Genomic DNA, 19976 nt, shown 5'->3' with positions numbered 1-19976 from the left:
ACGCATTATCTCAATTGCCTGCCCGATGGCAACAGCAACTGAGGTAATGCGTCCTAGGACTTGCCGGCGTTTTTCTCGGGCAGCAGGCAGGCGTCGATGACCTGCAAGTTGTTGTCTTTGGCGAAATTGAGCACGAAATGATAGGCGAGCGGGTCAAGGCCGCGCAGCGCTTCATTGACGACGACCGAACGGACACCGTTGATCATGGTCGGCAAAACATAGGGGGAATATTGAAGGTGAGCGTTGCGTCCGCCAGTACCTTCCGGGCGGAAACAGGACATGACGCCGCATAGTCGTTCGGCCCAGTCACTGGGGCGGAACTGTTTACCATCCTGGGTCAAACCCATGATGATGAATTCTTGTGCCGGCGCGTTGGTGGTATTGATGGGATCAGCCATGCGTGCAATTCGTTCTCTAGCGCTTGCCACATAAATAGCTCTCGACCGGATGGGAAAAGAGCCTTCGTAACCCAAGTATTATATCTTATAGAAGACCTGGAATGTGCCTGAATGTACCTATATCTCAAATATGAAATGCCTGAAAGAAAGTTGTCTTTCAGGCATTTTTACATTCTATCAGCCCAGCCAGACTGCCACGGACAAGAGCAGAAGCAAGAACATCCATAGCAGCAGAGCACGCCATACCAGGCCCACTGTACTTTGCAAGGTACGCGGCGAAGGCGGATCACCAGGGAAGCCATCCGCAGACTCCAGCGTGGAATCTACCGTCGCGGCATCGATCGGCAATACGTCCGAGGCCGACTCTGCCGGGGTGCCGAAACGCACGCCCATCGCGCCGCCACCTGCCGACAAGATGATGCCGACCGCTTCGTCCTTCCAACGATCCGCAAAATTGCGCCAGGCGTAGATCGCATCTTCAAAATTGCCGACAACCGCAAATGCCGAAGCAGTGAAACGTGCAGGAATCCAGTCAATCCAGTAAAACGCACGTTCGGCAAAGCGACCGAATACTTCCTGCTTCATGTGATCCGGCTCGTTCCATGCGCGCGCCAGATACTCGGCAACGCGGTACATCACCGCGCAAGCCGGACCAACCGGCATCAGGAACCAAAAGAATACGCCGAATACATGGCGGTGTGTGGTGACCAAGGCTTTTTCGGCGGCGATACGGGAAATCTCGGTGATGTCCATATCGGAGGTGTCTTGCTTGATCCATTCGGCCAGCAAAGCACGCGCCGCGACTTCGTCGCCGGTATTGAGGGCAAGTTGAATCGAAGTGAAATAATGGCTGTAATGACGAAAGCCCAATGTCATGTAGACAATCAGGACATTCCACGCCAATGCCGCCAGCGGGCTGATCCGCAGACAGACCCAGTAGATCAGGCCAGCGGGTACCGTCAATGCCGCCACCATGACAAACCATCCCAGACGCCCGTGATGTGCATGACCGGCATTGAACCAGTTCTCGATGCGAGCCGCGAAGGACTTGATCCATGCATAGATGGGGTTATCCGCCCGCAACGGCTTCAATTGTTCGATCAGGAGCGCAAAGAGTATGGAAAGAAATGTCATCAAGCCGCCTTTTGGTGAGTCTTATTTGTGAGCTTCCTTGCGTGGAGAACGGACGCTCGCCTTTGACGCATCACGTTACACAGCAACACGCAAATGATACAACGGCGGCAAGAGTAGCTGATGCTTTATGTTGTCCATAAGAGATATTTTCCCTATGGAGCAAGCACAAAAGTGCAGAAAAAAGCCCGTCTCAACTACGCAGAAAATGGAACAGATTACGCAGCATTCCGGCAGTCGCGCCCCAGATGAAAAAGCGCTCATAAGGCATTGTATAGAAGGTGCGACGGCCGAGTTCCTTGGAAAGTTCGATGGTACGCCTTTGGTGATTCATGCCATCCATCAGGAAAGCCAGCGGGACTTCGAAAATTTCGGCGACTTCGCGCGGATCGGGAACAACTTCAAACGGCGGCTTGATCAGCCCTACGATTGGCGTAACGCGATAGCCAGTGCCGGTGAAATACTCCGGCAGGTCACCGATGACTTCCACATGGCTGCGCGCGAGGCCGATTTCCTCTTCGGTTTCACGCAATGCCGTATCAACCGGAGAGACGTCACTCAGTTCGGTACGGCCGCCGGGGAAGCTGATCTGGCCGGCATGATCTTTCAGATCCGCAGTACGCTGGGTGAACAGCAGGGTCGGCCCCTCTTCGCGCATCACGATAGGCATCAGCACGGCGGCAGGCCGCGGCGTGCCGGCCATCTCACGTATGCGCCGCTCTTCGCTGATTTCGGGCGTCCAGGGCCGAGGATCGGCAAAGCGCTGACGCAGCCATTCTTCGCGCATGCGCTCGGCATCGAGACGCGCTTCGCCGGCAATGGACTCTATCGGAAGAATGAGGGGATCAAAACTGGCCAAGACCATGTCCTAAAAATTGAATACAAAAAGGGCGTCCGAAGACGCCCTTTTGTTCATGCATATATCAAAGACAATGCGAAGATTACGCTTCAGCCTTGGCAGTAGTGCCACGGCGGTTAGGCAACTTCTCTTTGATACGTGCCGACTTACCGGAACGTTCACGCAGATAGTACAGCTTCGCGCGACGGACATCGCCGCGGCGCTTGACTTCGATCGAAGCGATCAATGGCGAGTACAACTGGAATGTACGCTCAACGCCTTCGCCCGACGAAATCTTACGGACGATGAAGTTGGAGTTCAGACCACGGTTGCGACGCGAAATCACGACGCCTTCGTAAGCCTGGGCGCGCTTACGCGTACCTTCAACCACGTTGACGCTGACGATGACTGTATCGCCTGGCGCGAAGTCAGGGATGTTCTTTGCGAGACGCGAGATCTCTTCTTGCTCTAATTGCTGGATCAGATCCATTTTTTACTCCAATAACCATCTTGCCGGCGCTGACTGCATCGGTTTTGAAACCGCTGCTTTATGCCTATATTGCCCGGTAGAGGATGGGGATTTATCAACAGACTGCCTTCAGCGAACCTCCGGCTTTGCCTGCACTTTTACTACAACTGCGCTACTACAAACTTTTCAAGAACTTCTCGTCCGACTTCGTCAACAAACCATCCTGACGCGCCTTGACGATCAGATCGGGGCGTTTTTTTGCGGTCGCTTCAAGCGCCCGCTCACGCCGCCACTTCTCTATCTCTGCGTGGTGCCCGCCCATCAATACCGGTGGCACTGCTACGCCTTCATACTCTTCCGGACGCGTGTAATGCGGACAATCCAGCAGGCCATTAGCAAAGCTGTCTTCGACCGCTGAAGCACCGTCATTCAACACACCCGGCAACTGCCTGATCACTGCGTCCATCAGCGCCATCGCCGGCAACTCGCCACCTGACAAGACGAAATCGCCGAGGCTGATTTCTTCGTCAACATGACTGTCGAGCAAACGCTGATCAATCGCTTCATAGCGACCACACAACAATACGACACCTGAATCTTGCGAAAACTGCATGACGCGCTGATGCGTCAGCGGCTTGCCTTGCGGCGACAGATAAACAACTCGCGGTGCAGGCAAACCCATTTCGGTCTGCCGTTGCTTCGCTGCTGCCAACGTCTGCTGCAAAGGCTTGGCCAACATCACCATGCCAGGACCACCGCCATAAGGCCGGTCATCGACTGTGCGGTGATTGTCTGTTGTGAAATCACGCGGATTCCATAACGACAGCGCCCATTTCTTTTGCTCGTACGCACGGCGTGTTACACCGGACTGCGTCAAAGCGGAAAACATTTCGGGGAAAAGCGTGACGACATCAAATTGCATTCGACACTTTCTCCAATGCTACCGGCATCACAGAGTGGATTGCCGGTTTAATAATCCAGTCCCCAATCGACGACCATTTTTTTCTCTGCCAAAGTCACTGACTTGACGAATTGGTCGACGTAAGGAATCAGGATTTCTGCTGCAGCCTTGCTATCAGCAGTCTCGGCTGGGGCATTTGCAGGAGCAACTCGCAGGATCGGGTGTGCCCCGTTATCCATCAGATCGCTCACTACGCCCAGGGACTCGCCCTGCAAGTTCTCAACTGCCAGGCCGATCAGATCGACCCAGTAAAATTCGTCGTCGGACAACGCAGGAAAGTGGCTACGCGAAATCTGCACTACCGCGCCTTTAAGCGCTTCAGCACCTTCACGACCCGCCACTCCCATCAGCTTTGCTACCACGTCACCGCTGTGGTACTTGGACTGCATCATCTCGACATCGCGCAATTCCGGCTTATCTACCCACCAGTTTTTTGCGCTCAGCAGTGCATCTGCATCCGCCGAATAAGGTTTGACTCGCACCCAGCCCTGAATACCATAAGCACCAGAGACATAACCGACCGTCACCAGATCCGAAGGAACGGTAACGCCTGATTGTAATGTGCGTGACAAACCTGTCTTACTATCGCTGCGAAACTAAAAAGCGACTGCGATTAAGCAGCAGCTTTTTTGCCTGCTTCGCTAACCAGGCGAGCAACGGTTGGCGACAATTGTGCGCCGGTGCCTTGCCAGTGAGCCAGACGGTCTTGAGCGATACGGAAGGACTCTTCCTTACCGGATGCAACCGGGTTGTAGAAACCCAGACGCTCGATGAAACGACCATCGCGGCGATTGCGCGAATCAGTTGCAACGATATTGAAGAATGGGCGCTTCTTGGCGCCTCCACGAGCTAAACGAATAACGACCATAATGGTTCCAAAAAGTGTTCGAACACGGAAAAGACGACGATTATAGCCGAAATGTCAGCCAAACGGCAAGTTCAATGCCAGGCAAGCACCGTGTCCATCCAAGCGGGCCGGAATGGCCCGTTTCGCTTACCTGCCAATTATCCACTGATTACCAGCGGTTTTTATTCACTTCTCCTCGCAAAACCTCGTCCGCGAGGCAAGTTTCCACGGCTATACTAACCGCAGTTTTTTTACAACACTGTCACGCAGTATGTGCGTCCTGATTTGTGCCACTGGTACGGCCAACCGCGTCTTTGCCCTCAAGAAATTAACTTAATGACAATTCCGCACAAGAACAAGACCTTCACCACTTTCCTCGCAACCGTCACCGGCAGCATCGGCCTGCATCGGTTTTATATGTATGGGCGCAAAGATCTCTTCGGCTGGCTGCATGCGGCCACACTGCCGGTTTCTGCGTTGGCCATCTTGACGTTCAGCAACTCCCAGCCTCTGTTCATGGGAATGCTGTTTGTTTTGTCCGTATTGTGCGGCTTTCTGGAAGCGCTCGTCATCGGCCTGACGCCGGACGAAAAATGGGACGCCAAACATAATCTGACGTCCGGAAAGAAATCCGAATCGCACTGGGTACTGGCCTTGATCCTGGTTCTGACCCTCGGTATCGGTGCCATGTCGGTAATCGCCTTGCTGGCACGCAGCTTCGATCTGCTGTTCACCGGCGGCGCTTACGGCTAAGATTTTCGCTGCTGTACTATCTTTGAAACATTAACAGTCATGGACTTGCCGGATCGCTCCGGCAAGCCTGGCTGAATCAGAACTGCGCTTCAGTCAACGCCATGACACCGGCGCTGCCTTCGACAATTGAAGCGCGCAACGAAGCAGCTTGGGTCAGCACGTGATCAGCATAGAAGCGCGCCGTTGCAATCTTGGCTTTATAGAACTGCGCGTCGCCCTCTCCTGCTTTCAGCTTGTCCACCGCCACCAGAGCAGCCCGCGCCATCTGCCATCCACCAAGCACCACACCAGCCAGCTTCAGGTAAGGCACGCTGCCTGAGAACACACCTTTGATATCGGTCTTGATGTTGGCGACAACGTAATTGACCACCTCGTCCAACGAGCGCGCGCCATCGACCAGGCGCTTGCGAATCGCCTGCAGATCGTCGCCGAACTCTCCGGCTGCAGCAACTGACAAGGCTGATTCTGTCTTGTGAATTTGGGAAATGATGCCCTTGGCAACTGCGCCGCCGTCACGCGCCGTTTTGCGGCCGACCAGATCGTTGGCCTGAATCGCAGTCGTACCTTCGTAAATCGCGAGGATGCGCGCATCGCGGTAATACTGCGCGGCGCCGGTTTCTTCGATGAAGCCCATGCCGCCATGCACTTGCACGCCGGTTGAGGTCACATCAATCGACAACTCGGTCGACCAGCCCTTGACGATAGGCACCAGATATTCATAGCAAGCCTGACTGGCTTTGCGCGTCGCTTCATCGGGATGATGATGACCGGCATCGGAGGCCGCAGCAGCGACGTAAGCCAACGCACGCGCGGCCTCCACCTGGGAGCGCATCGACATCAGCATGCGGCGCACATCCGGCTGATGAATGATCGTGACCGCGCCGGCTGAACCTGCCAGATCGCGCGATTGCACGCGATCCTTCGCATAGGCCACCGCTTTCTGATAGGCGCGTTCAGCAACGCTGATGCCTTGAATGCCGACCGCGAAACGCGCGGCATTCATCATGATGAACATGTATTCCAGACCGCGATTTTCTTCGCCGACCAGCATGCCGACAGCACCGCCATGATCGCCGAACTGCAATACTGCAGTCGGGCTGGCCTTGATGCCCAGCTTGTGCTCGATGGAGACACAGTGCACGTCATTGCGCTCGCCCAGCGAGCCATCCGGCTTGACCAAAAACTTCGGAACGATGAAGAGCGAAATGCCCTTCACGCCTTCCGGTGCATCCGGCGTACGCGCCAGCACCAGATGGACGATGTTTTCGGCCATATCGTGCTCACCGTAGGTGATGAAAATCTTGGTCCCGGAAAGCTTGAACGTGCCGTCGCCCTGCGGCACCGCACGTGTGCGCACCAGTGCCAGATCCGAGCCGGCTTGCGGCTCAGTCAAATTCATCGTACCGGTCCACTTGCCGGAGATGAAATTGGTCAGGTAAGTATTTTTTTGCTCTTCGGTACCGGCGGTCATCAGCGCTTCAATGGTGCCGTCCGTCAGCAATGGGCACAAGGCAAACGAGAGATTGGCCGAGTTGAGCATTTCGATACAGGGCGTTGCCACCAGCTTAGGCAAGCCTTGGCCGCCGAACTCAACAGGATGTTGCACACCCTGCCAGCCGGCTTCGCCGAATTGCTTAAAGGCCTCCTTAAAGCCTTTGCTGGTTGTGACCTTGCCGTCGCTCCATGCGCTTGGATCTTTATCGGCGGAATGATTGAGCGGCGCCACAACCTCGCCACAGAATTTGGCATTCTCTTCCAGAATGGCTTCCACGGTTTCCGGCGTCGCGTCTTCGCAATGCGGCAATGCGTTGACTTCCGACAATCCTGCCAGTTCGTTCATGACGAACAGCATATCTTTCACTGGTGCGACGTAGCTCATCTCCGACTCCTGATCTCTGATTCCTTGTGTACGCAATCTCTTGTTGCGCTCAGCGTCTCTGCAACATTTCTGCAACGCTTCTGTAGTGCTTGAAATTATTCGACCCCGTCAAACTGGCGGGGCCGTTTTTTGAATCAACCCAGTTGCTTGACCAACTCAGGCACGATCTCGAACAAATCGCCGACGATGCCGTAGTCCGCCACCGAGAAGATCGGCGCTTCTTCATCCTTGTTGATCGCGACGATCACCTTGGAATCCTTCATACCGGCCAAATGCTGGATCGCGCCGGAAATACCGACGGCGATATACAGCTGCGGTGCGACGATCTTGCCGGTCTGACCGACTTGCCAGTCGTTCGGCACGTAACCGGCGTCGACAGCAGCGCGGGATGCGCCCATCGCGGCGTTGAGCTTGTCTGCCAGCGGCTCGAGGATCTTGAAGCTTTCCGACGAACCCATGCCGCGACCACCGGAAACGATGATCTTGGCAGCAGTCAGTTCCGGACGATCCGACTTGGCCACTTCGCGCGAGACGAAGCTGGACTTACCGGAGTCGGCCACTGCCGTCAGCGATTCTACTGCGGCGCTGCCACCGGTAGCGGCGGCGTCGAAACCAGTGGTACGCACGGTAATGACCTTGATGCTATCGGACGATTGCACGGTAGCGATAGCGTTACCGGCATAGATCGGACGCTCGAAGGTGTCGGCGCTGTCGACCTTGGTGATTTCCGAAATCTGCGCCACATCCAGCTTGGCGGCTACGCGCGGCAGGATGTTCTTGCCGTAAGCGGTCGCCGGCGCAAGGATGTGGGTGTAATCCTTGGCGATCGCCAGCGCTTGCTCGGCAACGTTTTCGGCGAGACCATCGGCAAATTGCGGTGCATCGGCCAGCAAGACCTTCGACACGCCGGCGATTTGCGCGGCGGCATCAGCGGCAGCCTTAGCGTTGTGGCCTGCGACCAGGATATGGACGTCGCCGCCGGCCTGAGCTGCGGCGGTAACGGTGTTCAATGTGCTGCCTTTCAGGCTGACATTGTCGTGTTCTGCAATGACGAGTGCGGTCATGTTGTCTCTTCCTTAGATGACTTTGGCTTCGTTTTTGAGTTTCGCAACCAAGGTTGCGACGTCAGGCACTTTCACGCCTGCACTGCGCTTTGGCGGCTCGGTGACTTTGAGAGTCTTGACGCGCGGAGCGACGTCGACACCCAAGTCTTCCGGCTTGACGATATCCAGAGTCTTCTTCTTGGCCTTCATGATGTTCGGCAGCGTGACGTAGCGCGGTTCGTTCAAGCGCAGGTCGGTCGTCACGATTGCTGGCAGAGTCAGCGCCAGTGTTTCCAGGCCGCCGTCGACTTCGCGAGTCACGGAGACCTTGCCATCTTCCAGCACAACCTTGGATGCAAACGTCGCTTGCGGCCAACCCAGCATCGCTGCCAGCATCTGGCCAGTCTGGTTGGAGTCGTCGTCGATGGCTTGCTTGCCGAGGATGATCAGTTGCGGTTGTTCCTTGTCTGCCAGCGCCTTCAGCAGCTTGGCCACAGCCAGAGGTTGCAGGTCGAGGTCAGCCGTGGTTTCAACCAGAATGCCGCGATCAGCGCCGATGGCCATGGCGGTGCGCAGAGTTTCCTGGCATTGCGTGACGCCGCAGGAAACAGCGATCACTTCGGTGACCTTGCCACCTTCTTTCAAACGCGTGGCTTCTTCCACCGCGATTTCGTCGAAAGGGTTCATCGACATTTTGACGTTGGCGATGTCCACACCGCTGCCGTCGGATTTGACGCGTACTTTGACGTTGTAATCTACTACCCGCTTGACGGGGACTAATACTTTCATCGCCTGGTCCTTGGAAAAAACGAATTGACGTAAACGTTAACTGAACGGTGATTATAAAAGCAAAAGCGGCGCAAAAGCTGGACACCACTCAAATTTAGCACGATCGTTCTTTTTAATGTGTGAAGCATACACACTAAATCGCCGCAGCGAAAGTCCCCTGGATTGCTTTTTGAATGATTTTTCCGGAGCGCATCCGGCAAGGTCAAATCTGCCGGATGGCGTTGCTGAAGATTCAGTTTGCGATAACGGGAAAAGCTTAAACAGCCAGATGCTGCGGTTGTGCACCGCGCAATCCATCGATCAGATTCTGCACGGCCAGCTCGGCCATGGCACGTCGTGTTTCGTGCGTGGCGGAGCCAATATGCGGAAGCGCCACCACATTAGGCAACTGCAACAAAGGAGAGTCCGCCGACAATGGCTCTTTCTCGAAAACATCCAGCCCTGCCCCGTAGATCGTCTTTTTCCTCAAAGCATCAATCAGCGCCGCTTCATCGACGATCTTGCCGCGCGAAGCATTGATGAAAATCGCACTCGCCTTCATCAGCGAAAATTCCTGCGCACCGATCGTACGCTCGGTCTGTGGCGTCAGCGGCAACATCGGGCATACGAAATCAGCCTGCCGGAACAATTCTTCGCGCGATACATAAGTCGCCGCCAGCTCTTTTTCCGCTTCTGGATTGGGCCGGGTATTGTGATAGATGATCTTCATGCCGAAGCCATGATGCGCGCGTCGCGCGACGGCACTGCCGATACGCCCCATACCAAGCATCCCCAATGTCTTTCCATGGACGTTCACGCCGAACAACGATTCGCCGATGCTGCCAGTCCACTTCCCTGCCTTGACGAGTTCAGCCAACTCCACAATGCGCCGCGCACTAGCGAGAATCAGCGAAAAGATCGTGTCAGCCGTCGCTTCGTTGAGCACGCCCGGCGTATGCGCCAGCATCAGGCCGCGCCTGCGAAAATACGCCAGATCAAAGTTGTCGACGCCAACCGAAATAGTCGATGCAATCGTCAGCAAGGGCGCACCGTCGAGCATGTCGTTGGTGATCGGCAGACTGGCGCCGATCATGCCGTGCGCAGTCCCCAGCGCCGCGATAAATGCCTCCCGATTACCGGCATTGATGCTCTCAAAGCTGGTGACTTCGAACTCCGACTCAAGACGATCCTGAAGATCCGCAGGCAAGGACTTGTACACGACGACATGCTGTTTCATTTCAGATTCTCTATATAACGTTAAGCGTAGTCATCAAACCGAGGCGGCATTCAATTGCGCACGTGTCGGCAAACCTTCCATATCGCCCACGACCTGGATCGCAAACGCACCGATACGATTGCCGCGCATCACGGCCTCCGGCATTGAAAGTCCTTCCAGCAAACCGCTGATCACACCAACCGCAAAGCCGTCACCGGCACCAACCGTGTCGATGACCTCTTTAACTTCAACGCCGGTAACCACACCCTCTTCACTGGCATTGCGAAAATACGCGCCCTCCGCACCCAGCTTGATCACAACCTGCTTGACGCCTTTTTCCAGATAGAACGCAGCGATGTCGCGTGGCTCGCTGTAACCGGTAAGAATCTTCCCCTCGCTCAGCCCAGGCAACACCCAATCCGCCTTGAACGCCAACTCGTTGAGCTTCTGCGCCATCACTTCCTGCGATGGCCATAGCATGGGACGCAAATTGGGATCGAAGGAAATCGTCTTGCCTTTGGCGCGCATGAAATCCAGCGCCTGATGGGCAAACGCCATCGTGCTGGCCGACAACGCCGCAGCAATACCCGTGGCATGCAAATGGCGGGCGCCGCCAAAGTAGGATTCATCGAAATCGACTTGCGACAAATGACTGGCGGCAGAACCCTTGCGATAGTACTCAATCGCCGGATCGGCGCCATCGACGGCTTTCGCCTTGAGTTGAATTGCTGTGCGGAACTCCATGTCGGTGGCGACGTGACTGACATCGACGCCCTCTTGCGCTACGCGCTTGCGAATGAAACGACCGAAGGAATCGTTACCGACGCGGCTGACCCAGCCGACTTTCAGACCAAGGCGCGACAAACCGATAGCGACGTTGGTTTCTGCGCCGGCCAGGCGACGCGTGTATTTTTCTACATCGGCAAAATCGCCGACTTCATCTGCAACAAACAATGCCAATGCTTCGCCGTACGTGACGACGTCCAGTTGTGCTTGCGTCATTTATTTTCTTTCTGATGGATTCTGATGGTGTCGTGCAGAAGATCTCAATCGGCAAAAAACTATGCCGAAGCCAGCATCGCCACATAGTCGCGGGTCACTGCTTCCAGATCCTTGCCGATAATGGGAAACTCGATCGCCCGTTGCACACCGCGTGGAAAATGCGAGAACAAGCGCCGCCAGACGGCGTCATCCTCATCCAGCGGAATCGCCTTGAGCTTGCCCTTGTCATTCCACACACCCTTGCAGTGCACGTATTGCACGTGCCCTGCAAGCGTACGCGCGGCCACTTCTGCATCGACACCGCTCCAGCGCCAGTTGCCCATGTCGAAGGTCATGCCGACCGGCACGCCGGTACCGGCACACACCGCCAAGAAATTGGCGATCGACTCCAGCTTGCCGCCATGTTCGGTCTGGTCGTTCTCCAGCAACAAAGGCACAGGAGCCTGCGCCACAAAGCGCGACCAGTCCAGCATGTTGCTGGACGGCGAAAAATGTCCCAGCGACACCTTCAGGAAACGTGACTGCAGTTGCTGCGCCTCGCCCATCACCTCGTCCAGCTCATCGCGCGCCAGCGAACCGTCCTTGCGGAACAATTCGATCGGCGCCGAATACACAGAGAACAGCTTGTGCTTCACCAATAGCGCGTGCAGCTCGTCAAAATCCGGCAACTCGGCAAACAACTCACGGCGGATTTCCAACCCTGCCGCACCAGCCGACGCAACGATGGGAATCAGATGCGCATGGCCGACCTGGCGCACAAAATCTGCGCCATAAGCAGAAGCCGCGACCAGTACCGGGGTTTTCATTTGATATTGCCGGCGCCGACAAACTGGCGAGCTTCCGGCGTTTGCGGATCGGCGAAGAACTCCTTCGACGAACGCGTTTCCCAAACCTTGCCCTGATGCATGAACACGGTGAGATCGGCGACGCGCCGGGCGAATTCCATTTCGTGCGTGACGAGCAACATAGTCATTCCTCCTCGGGCGAGTTCTTCCATGACTTTCAGCACTTCTTGCGTCAGCTCAGGATCCAACGCCGACGTGACTTCATCGAACAGCATCACCTGCGGCTCCATCGCCAGCGAACGCGCAATCGCTACACGCTGCTGCTGACCGCCTGACAACTGTTCCGGATAAGCATCGCGCTTGTGATCAAGGCCGACCTGCTTCAACACCTTGATCGCCGTCTCGCGCGCTTTTTCGGTTGCAACTTTCTTGACGATGCGCGGCGACAGCATGACGTTCTCTTCGACCGTCAGATGCGGGAATAAATTGTAGTGCTGAAACACCATCCCGACATCCTTGCGCAACTCGATCAGATGCTCATGTTTTGCGGTGAGCTTGTGACCGGCAACGCTGATGCTACCACCATCAATGGTCTCCAAACCGTTGATGCAACGCAGCATCGTACTTTTTCCTGAACCGCTGCGTCCGATGATTGCAATGACCTGCCCGCGCTCGACGGACAGCGATATCCCATTCAAGACCTGGTTGCTGCCAAAGCTCTTGGTGATGTTCTCGATCTCAACGATGGGCATGGAATTTCCTTTCTAAGGCAAAACTGAAGCGCGACAGCGGATAGCAGAAGATGAAGTAAATCGCTGCAACAATCGGGAATACGAGGAAGGGCTGGAAAGTTGCATTGCTGACGAGCTTGCCCGCCTGCGTCAACTCCACCAGACCGATAATGGAAGCGATCGATGTGTTCTTGACGATCTGCACCAGGAAACCCACTGTCGGTGGCAATGAAATACGCACCGCCTGCGGCAGAATCACGTAGCGCAATTGCTGCCATCGTGTCATCGCCAACGCGGTCGACGCTTCCCACTGCGGTACCGGTACGGCTTCGATACAACCGCGCCAGATTTCACCGAGATAAGCACTCGTGTAAATCGTCATCGCAATCGTCGCGGCCACCATCGGCGGCAACTTGAAGCCGTAGATCGCCAGCCCGTAGAACGACAGGAACAGGATGATCAGCACCGGCGTACCCTGGATGATCTGGATGTACACCGCCGACAACGTGCGCAAGATCTGCAGATGCGAAGTACGCATCAGCGCAACGACGAAACCTGCGGCCCCGCCGACGATGAAGGCCAGCACCGATAACAACACCGTCCAGCGCGCGGCTTCCCACAAGAAGACAAACTGGTCCCAGGAAAATTCGGCAATCATCGGTTCCCCCTTGGCCGCGCTACGCCAAGACGGCGGCGGCGTTTAAACACAACCAGACCGATGAGCCAGAAACTGAGGCGAAACAGCAGCGCCAGCAGAATGTAGAGCCCCATCACGATCAGGTAAATTTCAAAGCTGCGGAAGGTTTCGGCATCGAGCAGATTGGCGCTCGCCGTCAACTCCTCGGCAGAGATCGCCGACACCACGCTGGAGGCCAGCATCATCAGCGTGAACTGACTGGCCAGAGCCGGATAGACCTTCTCCAGCGCCGGCGTCAGCACCACGTGGCGAATCACTTGCCAGCGCGTCATCGCCAGCGCCTGCGCCGCTTCGATCTGCGAAGGATGGACGGCCATCATGCCGGCACGCACGATCTCGGTCGAATACGCGCCGAGATTGACCGTCATCGCCACCAGCGCGGCGATATTGGCATCGACCTGCACGCCCGCAGCGGGCAAGCCAAAAAAGATAATGAACAACTGCACCAGGAAAGGTGTGCTGCGAATCAGCTCCACATAGGACGTGACCGCAAAGCGGGCCGGCGCCGAACCGTGAATGCTCACGATCGCCCCAAAGATACCCACCGCCAAACCGCAGATCATCGACAGCGCACTGAGCCGAATGGTGAGCAAGGCTCCCCACAACAGCTTGTCCATGTGCTGAAAGATGAACGCAAACTGAAAATCATAAGACATCGTCTACTCCTTGCCTATTCACCACACCGTCATAAAGTTGCAACGGTCGGCGGAAACATCCGGATCACGGTTAGCGACAAATGGCCACCGACGCGTGTCAATAACTTGTCGTTCCGGCGAAAGCCGGAACCCAGCGACGTTGGTGGCTGCGACGAACTTGCCGATCGCCTGTTCGCGACACTGGGTCCCAGCTTTCGCTGGGACGACGTGCTGTTAAATTCGCAGACTGGATCGAGACCCGGATTCGTTAAGCGTTTCTTAAAATACCGGCAGATTCGGCAGTGGCGAACCCGACCACTTGCGCGCGATCGCATCCAGTTCGCCGTTCAGCTTGACGTAGTAGATGAAGTTGTTGAGCCATTGCTGCAGGTCGAACGCGCCTTTACGCACGGTCATGGAGTTCGGTTGCAAGGAGTAAGGGAACTTGACGTCGATCTTGCCGGCGCCACGGGTCTTCACGATTTCATTGGCCATGGTGTTCGGGATGGAGATCGCATCAACCTGACCGCTCAGCAAAGCCTGGGTCACGGTCGAGTCATCTTCAAAACGAACCAGCACGGTGCCGGCCGGCGCCAGACGTGTCAGTGCAGTGTCGTTGGTGCTGCCGCGCGAGACACCGACCTTCTTCTTGACCAGATCGTTCAGGTTCTTGAACTTGGAGGCGACCGGACCGACGATGGACAACTCAAAAGCGCTGTAAGGAATCGTGAACATGACCGCCTTGGCGCGCTCAGGCGTCGGCGCCAGAGTAGCCGCCAGGAAATCGACCTTGCCGGATTCCAGTGCGGGAATACGTGCAGGCGGCACCAGCGGGACGATTTCAACCGGCAGGCCCAGATATTTGCCGATCAGGTTGGCGACATCAACGTCGTAGCCGATCGGTTCACCTTTGGCGTCAACGCTGCCGAAAGGTGGCGTGCCGCTGACGACGCCGATAGTGACTTTGCCCTTCTTGATCAGGTCAGCTACAGTTTGTGCGCTGGCGCTGACCGCTGCGCTGGCGGCACAGGCGGCAACCAGAGTCAGTGCGGCGAGTTTGGTGCTGAACAGTTTCTTGATGCTCATGATTTGTCTCCTTTTTTGCTCGCAGCTTCGGATAGAAGCTACTCGCAAACATCCTCAATAAATGGCTTTCGCCCTCGTTACTGCTTCTCTTCTTACAGCTTATTTTTATATCGGATTGCGATGAACGCCGTCCGATTCTTCTGTGCAGTTCTGCATCGCTAGTGCATTTCTTATCTCTGGTATCGGTTCCAGAATTATCAAAAAATCTGTTCTTTCGTTCCGCCGGCAGCTCTGCCTGCCTGACTTGAGCCGCGCAGAATCAAGCGGCCATCCAGCAAGATTTCGCGACGTGGCGCGTGCTCACCATGGATGCGTGCGAGCAACCGTTCTATCGCGGCAAAGCCGATCTCGTAGGTCGGTTGCTCCACAGTGCTGATGCCGCTGCCCACCAATGGTGACCATGACAATTCATCAAAACACAGCAGGCCGATGTCTTCGGGAAAGCGTAATTTCATGCTTTGCAGCGCCAGCGCAATTTGCAGCGACACCATGCCGTTGCCGGCGAGGATGGCGACTTTTCCACCACCGCGACGAACATTGCGACGCTTCAAAAAATCCTGCAGCATCACCGCCACATGACCGGGCTGATCGATATGCACTTCCAGCGTCTCGCCATGGCAGGCCGGCCTTTCAGCCAGCGCCTGCAAGAATCCGGCTTGCCGTCCCTGCCGCGAACTGACACCGTATAACGGCTGCACCACGAGTCCGATGTTGGTATAGCCGCTGTCCAGCAAATGCGCGGTCGCCATGCGCGCGGCCCTGACATTGTCGAGCCCCACCAGATCAAAATCACACCCGTCAATACGCCGGTCCAGCAGCACCACCGGGAACGCCACACGCCCCAACTCTTTCAGTGGCGTGACATTGCGTCCTTGCGTGTTGAACAGCAGTCCTTCCACGCTATAAGAATGCAAGTGCGCCAGCGATTGCTGTTCGCGCTTTTCGTCGTTACCGGTGTTACACAGCATCAGCGTATAACCGTGTTCCTGACAAGCTGCTTCGGCGCCGTTCAATACCGCCACGGAATACGGATTAAGAATGTCCGCCACCAGCATTCCGATCAACCGGGTGCGACCGCCCTTGAGGCCGCGCGCCATCTGGCTGGGTTGATAACCGAGCCGGGCAATCGTGCTGCGAATCTGTTCGCGCAAGTGCTCCGACAACGCATCAAGCTCGCCGCCGAGATATCTCGAAATACTGGTCTTCGACACACCCGCTTCGCGTGCGACCTGGGCAATCGTGACCCTGCCCGCGCCAACGCCGCGCATGTGTTGGATATTGGATTTTTGTCTCACTCTACCTGCCAAATCGTGATTGTTATCTATCGATACATCGATTGATTTGTTCTACGGGTTCCCAGGTTTCTTTTTTATGATGAATCTTTGGAACCGGTTCCAAGATAGCAGCGCAAAAATCCTTTTGCAAACTATTTCACATGAAAATTTTTGCTGAAGAATGCGTACATTTATCGTTGCATCATCGTGCAACGCAGCAATTTTGATTGACTTTATTGCTGGACAACAACCATGTGAAATTGATCGTCAACTGTAAATCGACACGTGCAACGCTTCGACCGGAGAAGTTCAAGCTGAAATCTCCAACGCCGTCAGACGTAACAAGAAGAGGATGAATAAAGAATTTTCAGATAGCAAACAGAGGATGTGCGATTTGTGAGTATTTGCATCAACCGATCGGATCAGTCGCTGTTTTCATCGCGGGGAGATGCTGATTCCAATGGATACAGCTCACGATTTTTCAGATAGTAAGAGATGAACTCTCCCACAGGTATCGCCATGGAGAACAGCCAGCCCTGCCCGTACTCAACCTTTAACTGACGCAGGTAGTCTGCCTGGCTCTGAGTTTCCACGCCTTCTGCAAAGATACTGAGCTGCAGTGTCTTTGCCATCGTGATGATGTGTGAAACAACACTGCTGGTAGGCGCATTTGTACCTATCGTATTGATAAAAATCCGATCAATTTTAACGGCATCAAGCGGTAGCCTTTGCAACGAAGACAAACTGGAATAGCCCGTACCAAAATCATCAATGGCAACCATATGTCCAAGCTCCTTCGCCCGCCTTAATGTCAGGCGAGCTGAAGTAGCGTCAACAAAACCTCGCTCAGTCGCTTCCAGCAAGATCTGGTGATTTCCAATGCCAGTATCAGCCAGCGCGCGCTGAATTGTATCCAGTCCTCTGCCGGTTTTAACATCATCGGCACTGACATTGATTGCCACATAAAAGCTGTGGTCTTTCACCAGCAAGGATTGCAGATCACGCACAACCATATCAATGACTTGACCGGTAATGTCGCCGATCAAGTCACTCTCTTCCGCCAGTGGAATAAACAGTCCCGGCCGCAACAATTCGCCATCAGGCTGCTGCCAACGCAACAACGCCTCTGCCCCGATACAGCGACCGCTTGCCAGTTCAATGATGGGTTGGTAGTGGACAACCAGTTGATGTCTCTTTATCGCCGCGATCAACTCGTCTAAGGGCGACAAACGGTTCCGCATACGGAAAAGCATCAGACCGATCACCAATGCCGCCATCAAAATTCCAATCGGTAAGAACAGCGTATCTTCCTCATGCAATTTCTGAAAGAGATATCGTTTGGGCTCAATCGCTACGGCAACAAAGCCGCCCGACCGTTCGACAGCATACAAAACGCTGCTATCGGTAATGAGGTGAGAAGCTGAGATGATTTTCTGCGCCAAATGCAGATCGGGAGCGTTCTGTGCGCTGAAAATCTTGCCGGTATCGGAGGCAATCACCAGTTGAATGCCTTCTTCGACAATCACATCGGAAAATCTTTCCGGCACCGTCAACACGTTGTACGCGTTGTATTGCGACGCAAGTAGCGGATTTCCTTTCGTGATCAGCGGCAGTACGCGCGTCGTCACCTTGACGCCATCTTCGGAAACAAAATCCGCCGGGGTCTGTTTGATCCGTTCGCCAGTTGGCCCCCAAGAGGTGCACTTGAGAAAACCTTGTTCAAAATAGCCAATTTCATCCACCGAGCGCGTGTTAGAAGTCAAACGGCGCATGACGGCAATATGCTCGGAGGTGCAAGGACTGACACTCAGGCTATTGAGCGTGAAGAGAACAGAGCGAATGTCATTGAAGGTGCCCTGTGCACGCATCAGGCCACGCTGTGCGAACAAACTCAGCCGCGCTTGTTCTTCATTGCTGGCGCGATACCGTGAAAGATAGAACATGCTGCCCACGGACAGCGTCGCCACAACGACGCCGAGTACGATGCTGACAAAAATAACGCGAAAACGCTTCATATCATTCGCCTTCCACAGATAATTTCCCAAAGGAAATTTTCTGTTTCAGTATAAGGTGAATGACAATTTTTATTGCTTATTTATTAATGCTTGTATTAGATGGGCAACGGTAAAGTCGCAAATCAATCTCCACTTATTCCGAAAACCTTGCCGGTATTATCTGCTCTGGGCAATGCCCGACGACATACAGCTTCACGCGCAGTTCAGACGGCCAGCATCGCATGATGCAATTTCACCGATTCGCGCACAATGTCGCTCAATTCTTCACCGCCCTTTTCGTCAACATAGAGCAGCAATGCGCGACGCATGCGCGGCTCCCAAAAGCGCTTGATATGCGATGCCAGATCCATCACCGCCTGTTCATGGTCCGGCATGGTGGAGAAAAAAGTGCCGATCTGGTTCGCCATCTTGATCAGGTGCGGAAGATTCATGATGTTGTCTCGTATTGGGATAATGTTGTCAGATCAGGCGATGCGGGCCGGCATAAACGACATGCCCCTGCCGGCGTACGAAGCCGATCAGGGTCACATCGGTTTCTTTGGCCAGCCGGATTGCCAATGCAGTCGGCGCAGAAATCGCAGCGATGAAACCGATACCGACAGTCGCTGCTTTTTGCACCATTTCATAACTGGCACGGCTGGTGATGATCACTGCACCTGACGAAAAATCCTGCTTATCTTCTGCCAATGCACCGATCAACTTGTCGAGTGCGTTGTGACGACCGACGTCTTCGCGCACCAGCTTGATATTGCCGTCGCGTCCCAGCCATGCGGCTGCATGCGTGGCGCCAGTCTGCTTCTGCAACTCTTGCTGCGTTTGCATGGACTCCAGTGCGGCGTGCAAGGTCTCGGCTGAAAAACGCAACGCATCGGCGTGTACCGCGGCAGGATGACGCACCGCCTGCTCCAGCGTTTCTGCGCCACACAAACCACAGCCGGTGCGCCCGGTCAGGTTGCGACGTTTTTCCTTCAAGGCGACAAAACGCTCGGTAGCGACATTCATCTGCACCTGGATGCCTTCAGCACCCTGGACGATTTCACAGTCGTAGAGCTCGCTCGGATCGGCAAGAATGCCTTCGGTCAATGAGAAGCCCAAGGCAAAGTCTTCCAGATCGGCCGGCGTCGCCATCATCACGGCATGCGAAATGCCGTTGTACTCCAGCGCAATCGGCACCTCTTCGGCGACCACATCGGTGACGACTTCACGCTGGCCATCGCGCCACTTCTCCACTTCGACTTGCGCCGACGTGGCGAATTCCGTGTCTGCCGGCGATGGGATGGGACATGCATTCATTGACTGATCTTCTTTCAAACCTGCTTCCACTACTCAAAAATAAACTACAAAAAAACGATCTACGTCTAAATAATCACCGTCGTCCCGGCGCAGGTCGGGATCCAGTGACGTTAGGCGCTGCATCAATCTGGGTAACGATGCTGGGTCCTGACTTT

Annotated in this window: 22 protein-coding genes; 1 reads left to right on the top strand and 21 read right to left on the bottom strand. The window is 55.1% G+C overall.

Annotated features, from left to right (window positions below; translation table 11 throughout):
• Window positions 1-53: 53 nt before the first annotated feature.
• The 7 genes from PQR63_RS19220 to rpsP all read right to left on the bottom strand — a co-directional run bounded on the left by PQR63_RS19220 (window position 54) and on the right by rpsP (window position 4665).
• Window positions 54-398 (bottom strand): DUF3579 domain-containing protein, encoded by a 345-nt coding sequence (locus tag PQR63_RS19220; RefSeq protein ID WP_094564604.1) that lies wholly within the window; start codon window positions 396-398, stop codon window positions 54-56.
• Between the two features lie 177 nt (window positions 399-575).
• Window positions 576-1532 carry a CobD/CbiB family protein gene (locus tag PQR63_RS19215; protein WP_408169562.1) on the bottom strand — a complete coding sequence of 319 codons (957 nt, stop codon included), beginning with the start codon at window positions 1530-1532 and terminating at the stop codon, window positions 576-578.
• A 190-nt stretch (window positions 1533-1722) separates the two neighbouring features.
• Window positions 1723-2388 (bottom strand): CoA pyrophosphatase, encoded by a 666-nt coding sequence (locus PQR63_RS19210; RefSeq protein WP_408169561.1) that lies wholly within the window; start codon window positions 2386-2388, stop codon window positions 1723-1725.
• Window positions 2389-2470: 82 nt separating this feature from the next.
• The gene (rplS, locus tag PQR63_RS19205; RefSeq protein WP_094564607.1) at window positions 2471-2857 is read right to left on the bottom strand and encodes a 50S ribosomal protein L19; all 387 of its coding nucleotides are present in this window, start codon (window positions 2855-2857) and stop codon (window positions 2471-2473) included.
• Window positions 2858-3011: 154 nt separating this feature from the next.
• Entirely contained in the window at window positions 3012-3758 is a 747-nt protein-coding gene (trmD, locus tag PQR63_RS19200; RefSeq protein WP_094564608.1) for a tRNA (guanosine(37)-N1)-methyltransferase TrmD, read from the bottom strand.
• 47 nt (window positions 3759-3805) lie between these two features.
• Complete coding sequence (rimM, locus tag PQR63_RS19195; RefSeq protein ID WP_408169560.1) at window positions 3806-4369, bottom strand: ribosome maturation factor RimM; 564 nt, start codon at window positions 4367-4369, stop codon at window positions 3806-3808.
• Window positions 4370-4410: 41 nt separating this feature from the next.
• Complete coding sequence (rpsP, locus tag PQR63_RS19190; RefSeq protein WP_007879928.1) at window positions 4411-4665, bottom strand: 30S ribosomal protein S16; 255 nt, start codon at window positions 4663-4665, stop codon at window positions 4411-4413.
• Window positions 4666-4980: 315 nt separating this feature from the next.
• Between rpsP and PQR63_RS19185 the strand changes: the two genes are divergently transcribed.
• Window positions 4981-5397, top strand: a complete 417-nt coding sequence (locus PQR63_RS19185) for a hypothetical protein (RefSeq protein ID WP_408169559.1) — start codon at window positions 4981-4983, stop codon at window positions 5395-5397.
• A gap of 76 nt (window positions 5398-5473) precedes the next feature.
• On the opposite strand, the gene PQR63_RS19180 is transcribed toward PQR63_RS19185, so the two are convergent.
• The 14 genes from PQR63_RS19180 to fdhD all read right to left on the bottom strand — a co-directional run bounded on the left by PQR63_RS19180 (window position 5474) and on the right by fdhD (window position 19821).
• Complete coding sequence (locus PQR63_RS19180) at window positions 5474-7276, bottom strand: acyl-CoA dehydrogenase (protein ID WP_408169558.1); 1803 nt, start codon at window positions 7274-7276, stop codon at window positions 5474-5476.
• Between the two features lie 134 nt (window positions 7277-7410).
• The gene (locus PQR63_RS19175) at window positions 7411-8340 is read right to left on the bottom strand and encodes an electron transfer flavoprotein subunit alpha/FixB family protein (RefSeq protein ID WP_408169557.1); all 930 of its coding nucleotides are present in this window, start codon (window positions 8338-8340) and stop codon (window positions 7411-7413) included.
• Between the two features lie 12 nt (window positions 8341-8352).
• Window positions 8353-9108: an electron transfer flavoprotein subunit beta/FixA family protein gene (locus PQR63_RS19170; RefSeq protein WP_408169556.1), complete on the bottom strand. Its 756-nt coding sequence runs from the start codon at window positions 9106-9108 to the stop codon at window positions 8353-8355.
• Between the two features lie 256 nt (window positions 9109-9364).
• Window positions 9365-10324, bottom strand: coding sequence for a 2-hydroxyacid dehydrogenase (locus PQR63_RS19165; RefSeq protein ID WP_408169555.1), 960 nt, complete (start codon window positions 10322-10324; stop codon window positions 9365-9367).
• Between the two features lie 33 nt (window positions 10325-10357).
• On the bottom strand, window positions 10358-11305 hold the full coding sequence (locus PQR63_RS19160) for a sugar kinase (protein ID WP_408169554.1): 948 nt from the start codon (window positions 11303-11305) through the stop codon (window positions 10358-10360).
• 59 nt (window positions 11306-11364) lie between these two features.
• A complete protein-coding gene (locus PQR63_RS19155) occupies window positions 11365-12111 on the bottom strand; it encodes a sugar phosphate isomerase/epimerase family protein (RefSeq protein ID WP_408169553.1) in 747 nt (248 codons plus the stop codon).
• The gene (locus PQR63_RS19150; RefSeq protein ID WP_408169552.1) at window positions 12108-12842 is read right to left on the bottom strand and encodes an amino acid ABC transporter ATP-binding protein; all 735 of its coding nucleotides are present in this window, start codon (window positions 12840-12842) and stop codon (window positions 12108-12110) included. The genes PQR63_RS19155 and PQR63_RS19150 overlap by 4 nt, the downstream gene beginning before the upstream one ends.
• A complete protein-coding gene (locus PQR63_RS19145; RefSeq protein WP_408169551.1) occupies window positions 12829-13479 on the bottom strand; it encodes an amino acid ABC transporter permease in 651 nt (216 codons plus the stop codon). The genes PQR63_RS19150 and PQR63_RS19145 overlap by 14 nt, the downstream gene beginning before the upstream one ends.
• Window positions 13476-14174 carry an amino acid ABC transporter permease gene (locus PQR63_RS19140; RefSeq protein WP_408169550.1) on the bottom strand — a complete coding sequence of 233 codons (699 nt, stop codon included), beginning with the start codon at window positions 14172-14174 and terminating at the stop codon, window positions 13476-13478. Before PQR63_RS19140 ends, PQR63_RS19145 begins: the two co-directional genes overlap by 4 nt.
• Window positions 14175-14432: 258 nt before the next feature.
• Window positions 14433-15239: a transporter substrate-binding domain-containing protein gene (locus PQR63_RS19135; RefSeq protein WP_408169549.1), complete on the bottom strand. Its 807-nt coding sequence runs from the start codon at window positions 15237-15239 to the stop codon at window positions 14433-14435.
• 197 nt (window positions 15240-15436) lie between these two features.
• Window positions 15437-16507, bottom strand: coding sequence for a LacI family DNA-binding transcriptional regulator (locus PQR63_RS19130; protein WP_408169587.1), 1071 nt, complete (start codon window positions 16505-16507; stop codon window positions 15437-15439).
• A 428-nt stretch (window positions 16508-16935) separates the two neighbouring features.
• Window positions 16936-18528: an EAL domain-containing protein gene (locus tag PQR63_RS19125; protein WP_408169548.1), complete on the bottom strand. Its 1593-nt coding sequence runs from the start codon at window positions 18526-18528 to the stop codon at window positions 16936-16938.
• Between the two features lie 203 nt (window positions 18529-18731).
• Window positions 18732-18959 (bottom strand): formate dehydrogenase subunit delta, encoded by a 228-nt coding sequence (locus tag PQR63_RS19120; protein WP_408169547.1) that lies wholly within the window; start codon window positions 18957-18959, stop codon window positions 18732-18734.
• A 28-nt stretch (window positions 18960-18987) separates the two neighbouring features.
• Window positions 18988-19821 (bottom strand): formate dehydrogenase accessory sulfurtransferase FdhD, encoded by an 834-nt coding sequence (gene fdhD / locus PQR63_RS19115; protein ID WP_408169546.1) that lies wholly within the window; start codon window positions 19819-19821, stop codon window positions 18988-18990.
• Between the last annotated feature and the right edge of the window lie 155 nt (window positions 19822-19976).

It is taken from the genome of Herbaspirillum rhizosphaerae (genome assembly GCF_046025915.1).
In the GTDB taxonomy this organism is placed as follows: Bacteria; Pseudomonadota; Gammaproteobacteria; order Burkholderiales; family Burkholderiaceae_D; genus Herbaspirillum; species Herbaspirillum rhizosphaerae_A.
Note: the sequence above shows the minus strand (reverse complement) of the source record. Positions and strands in the feature narration are given on the sequence as shown.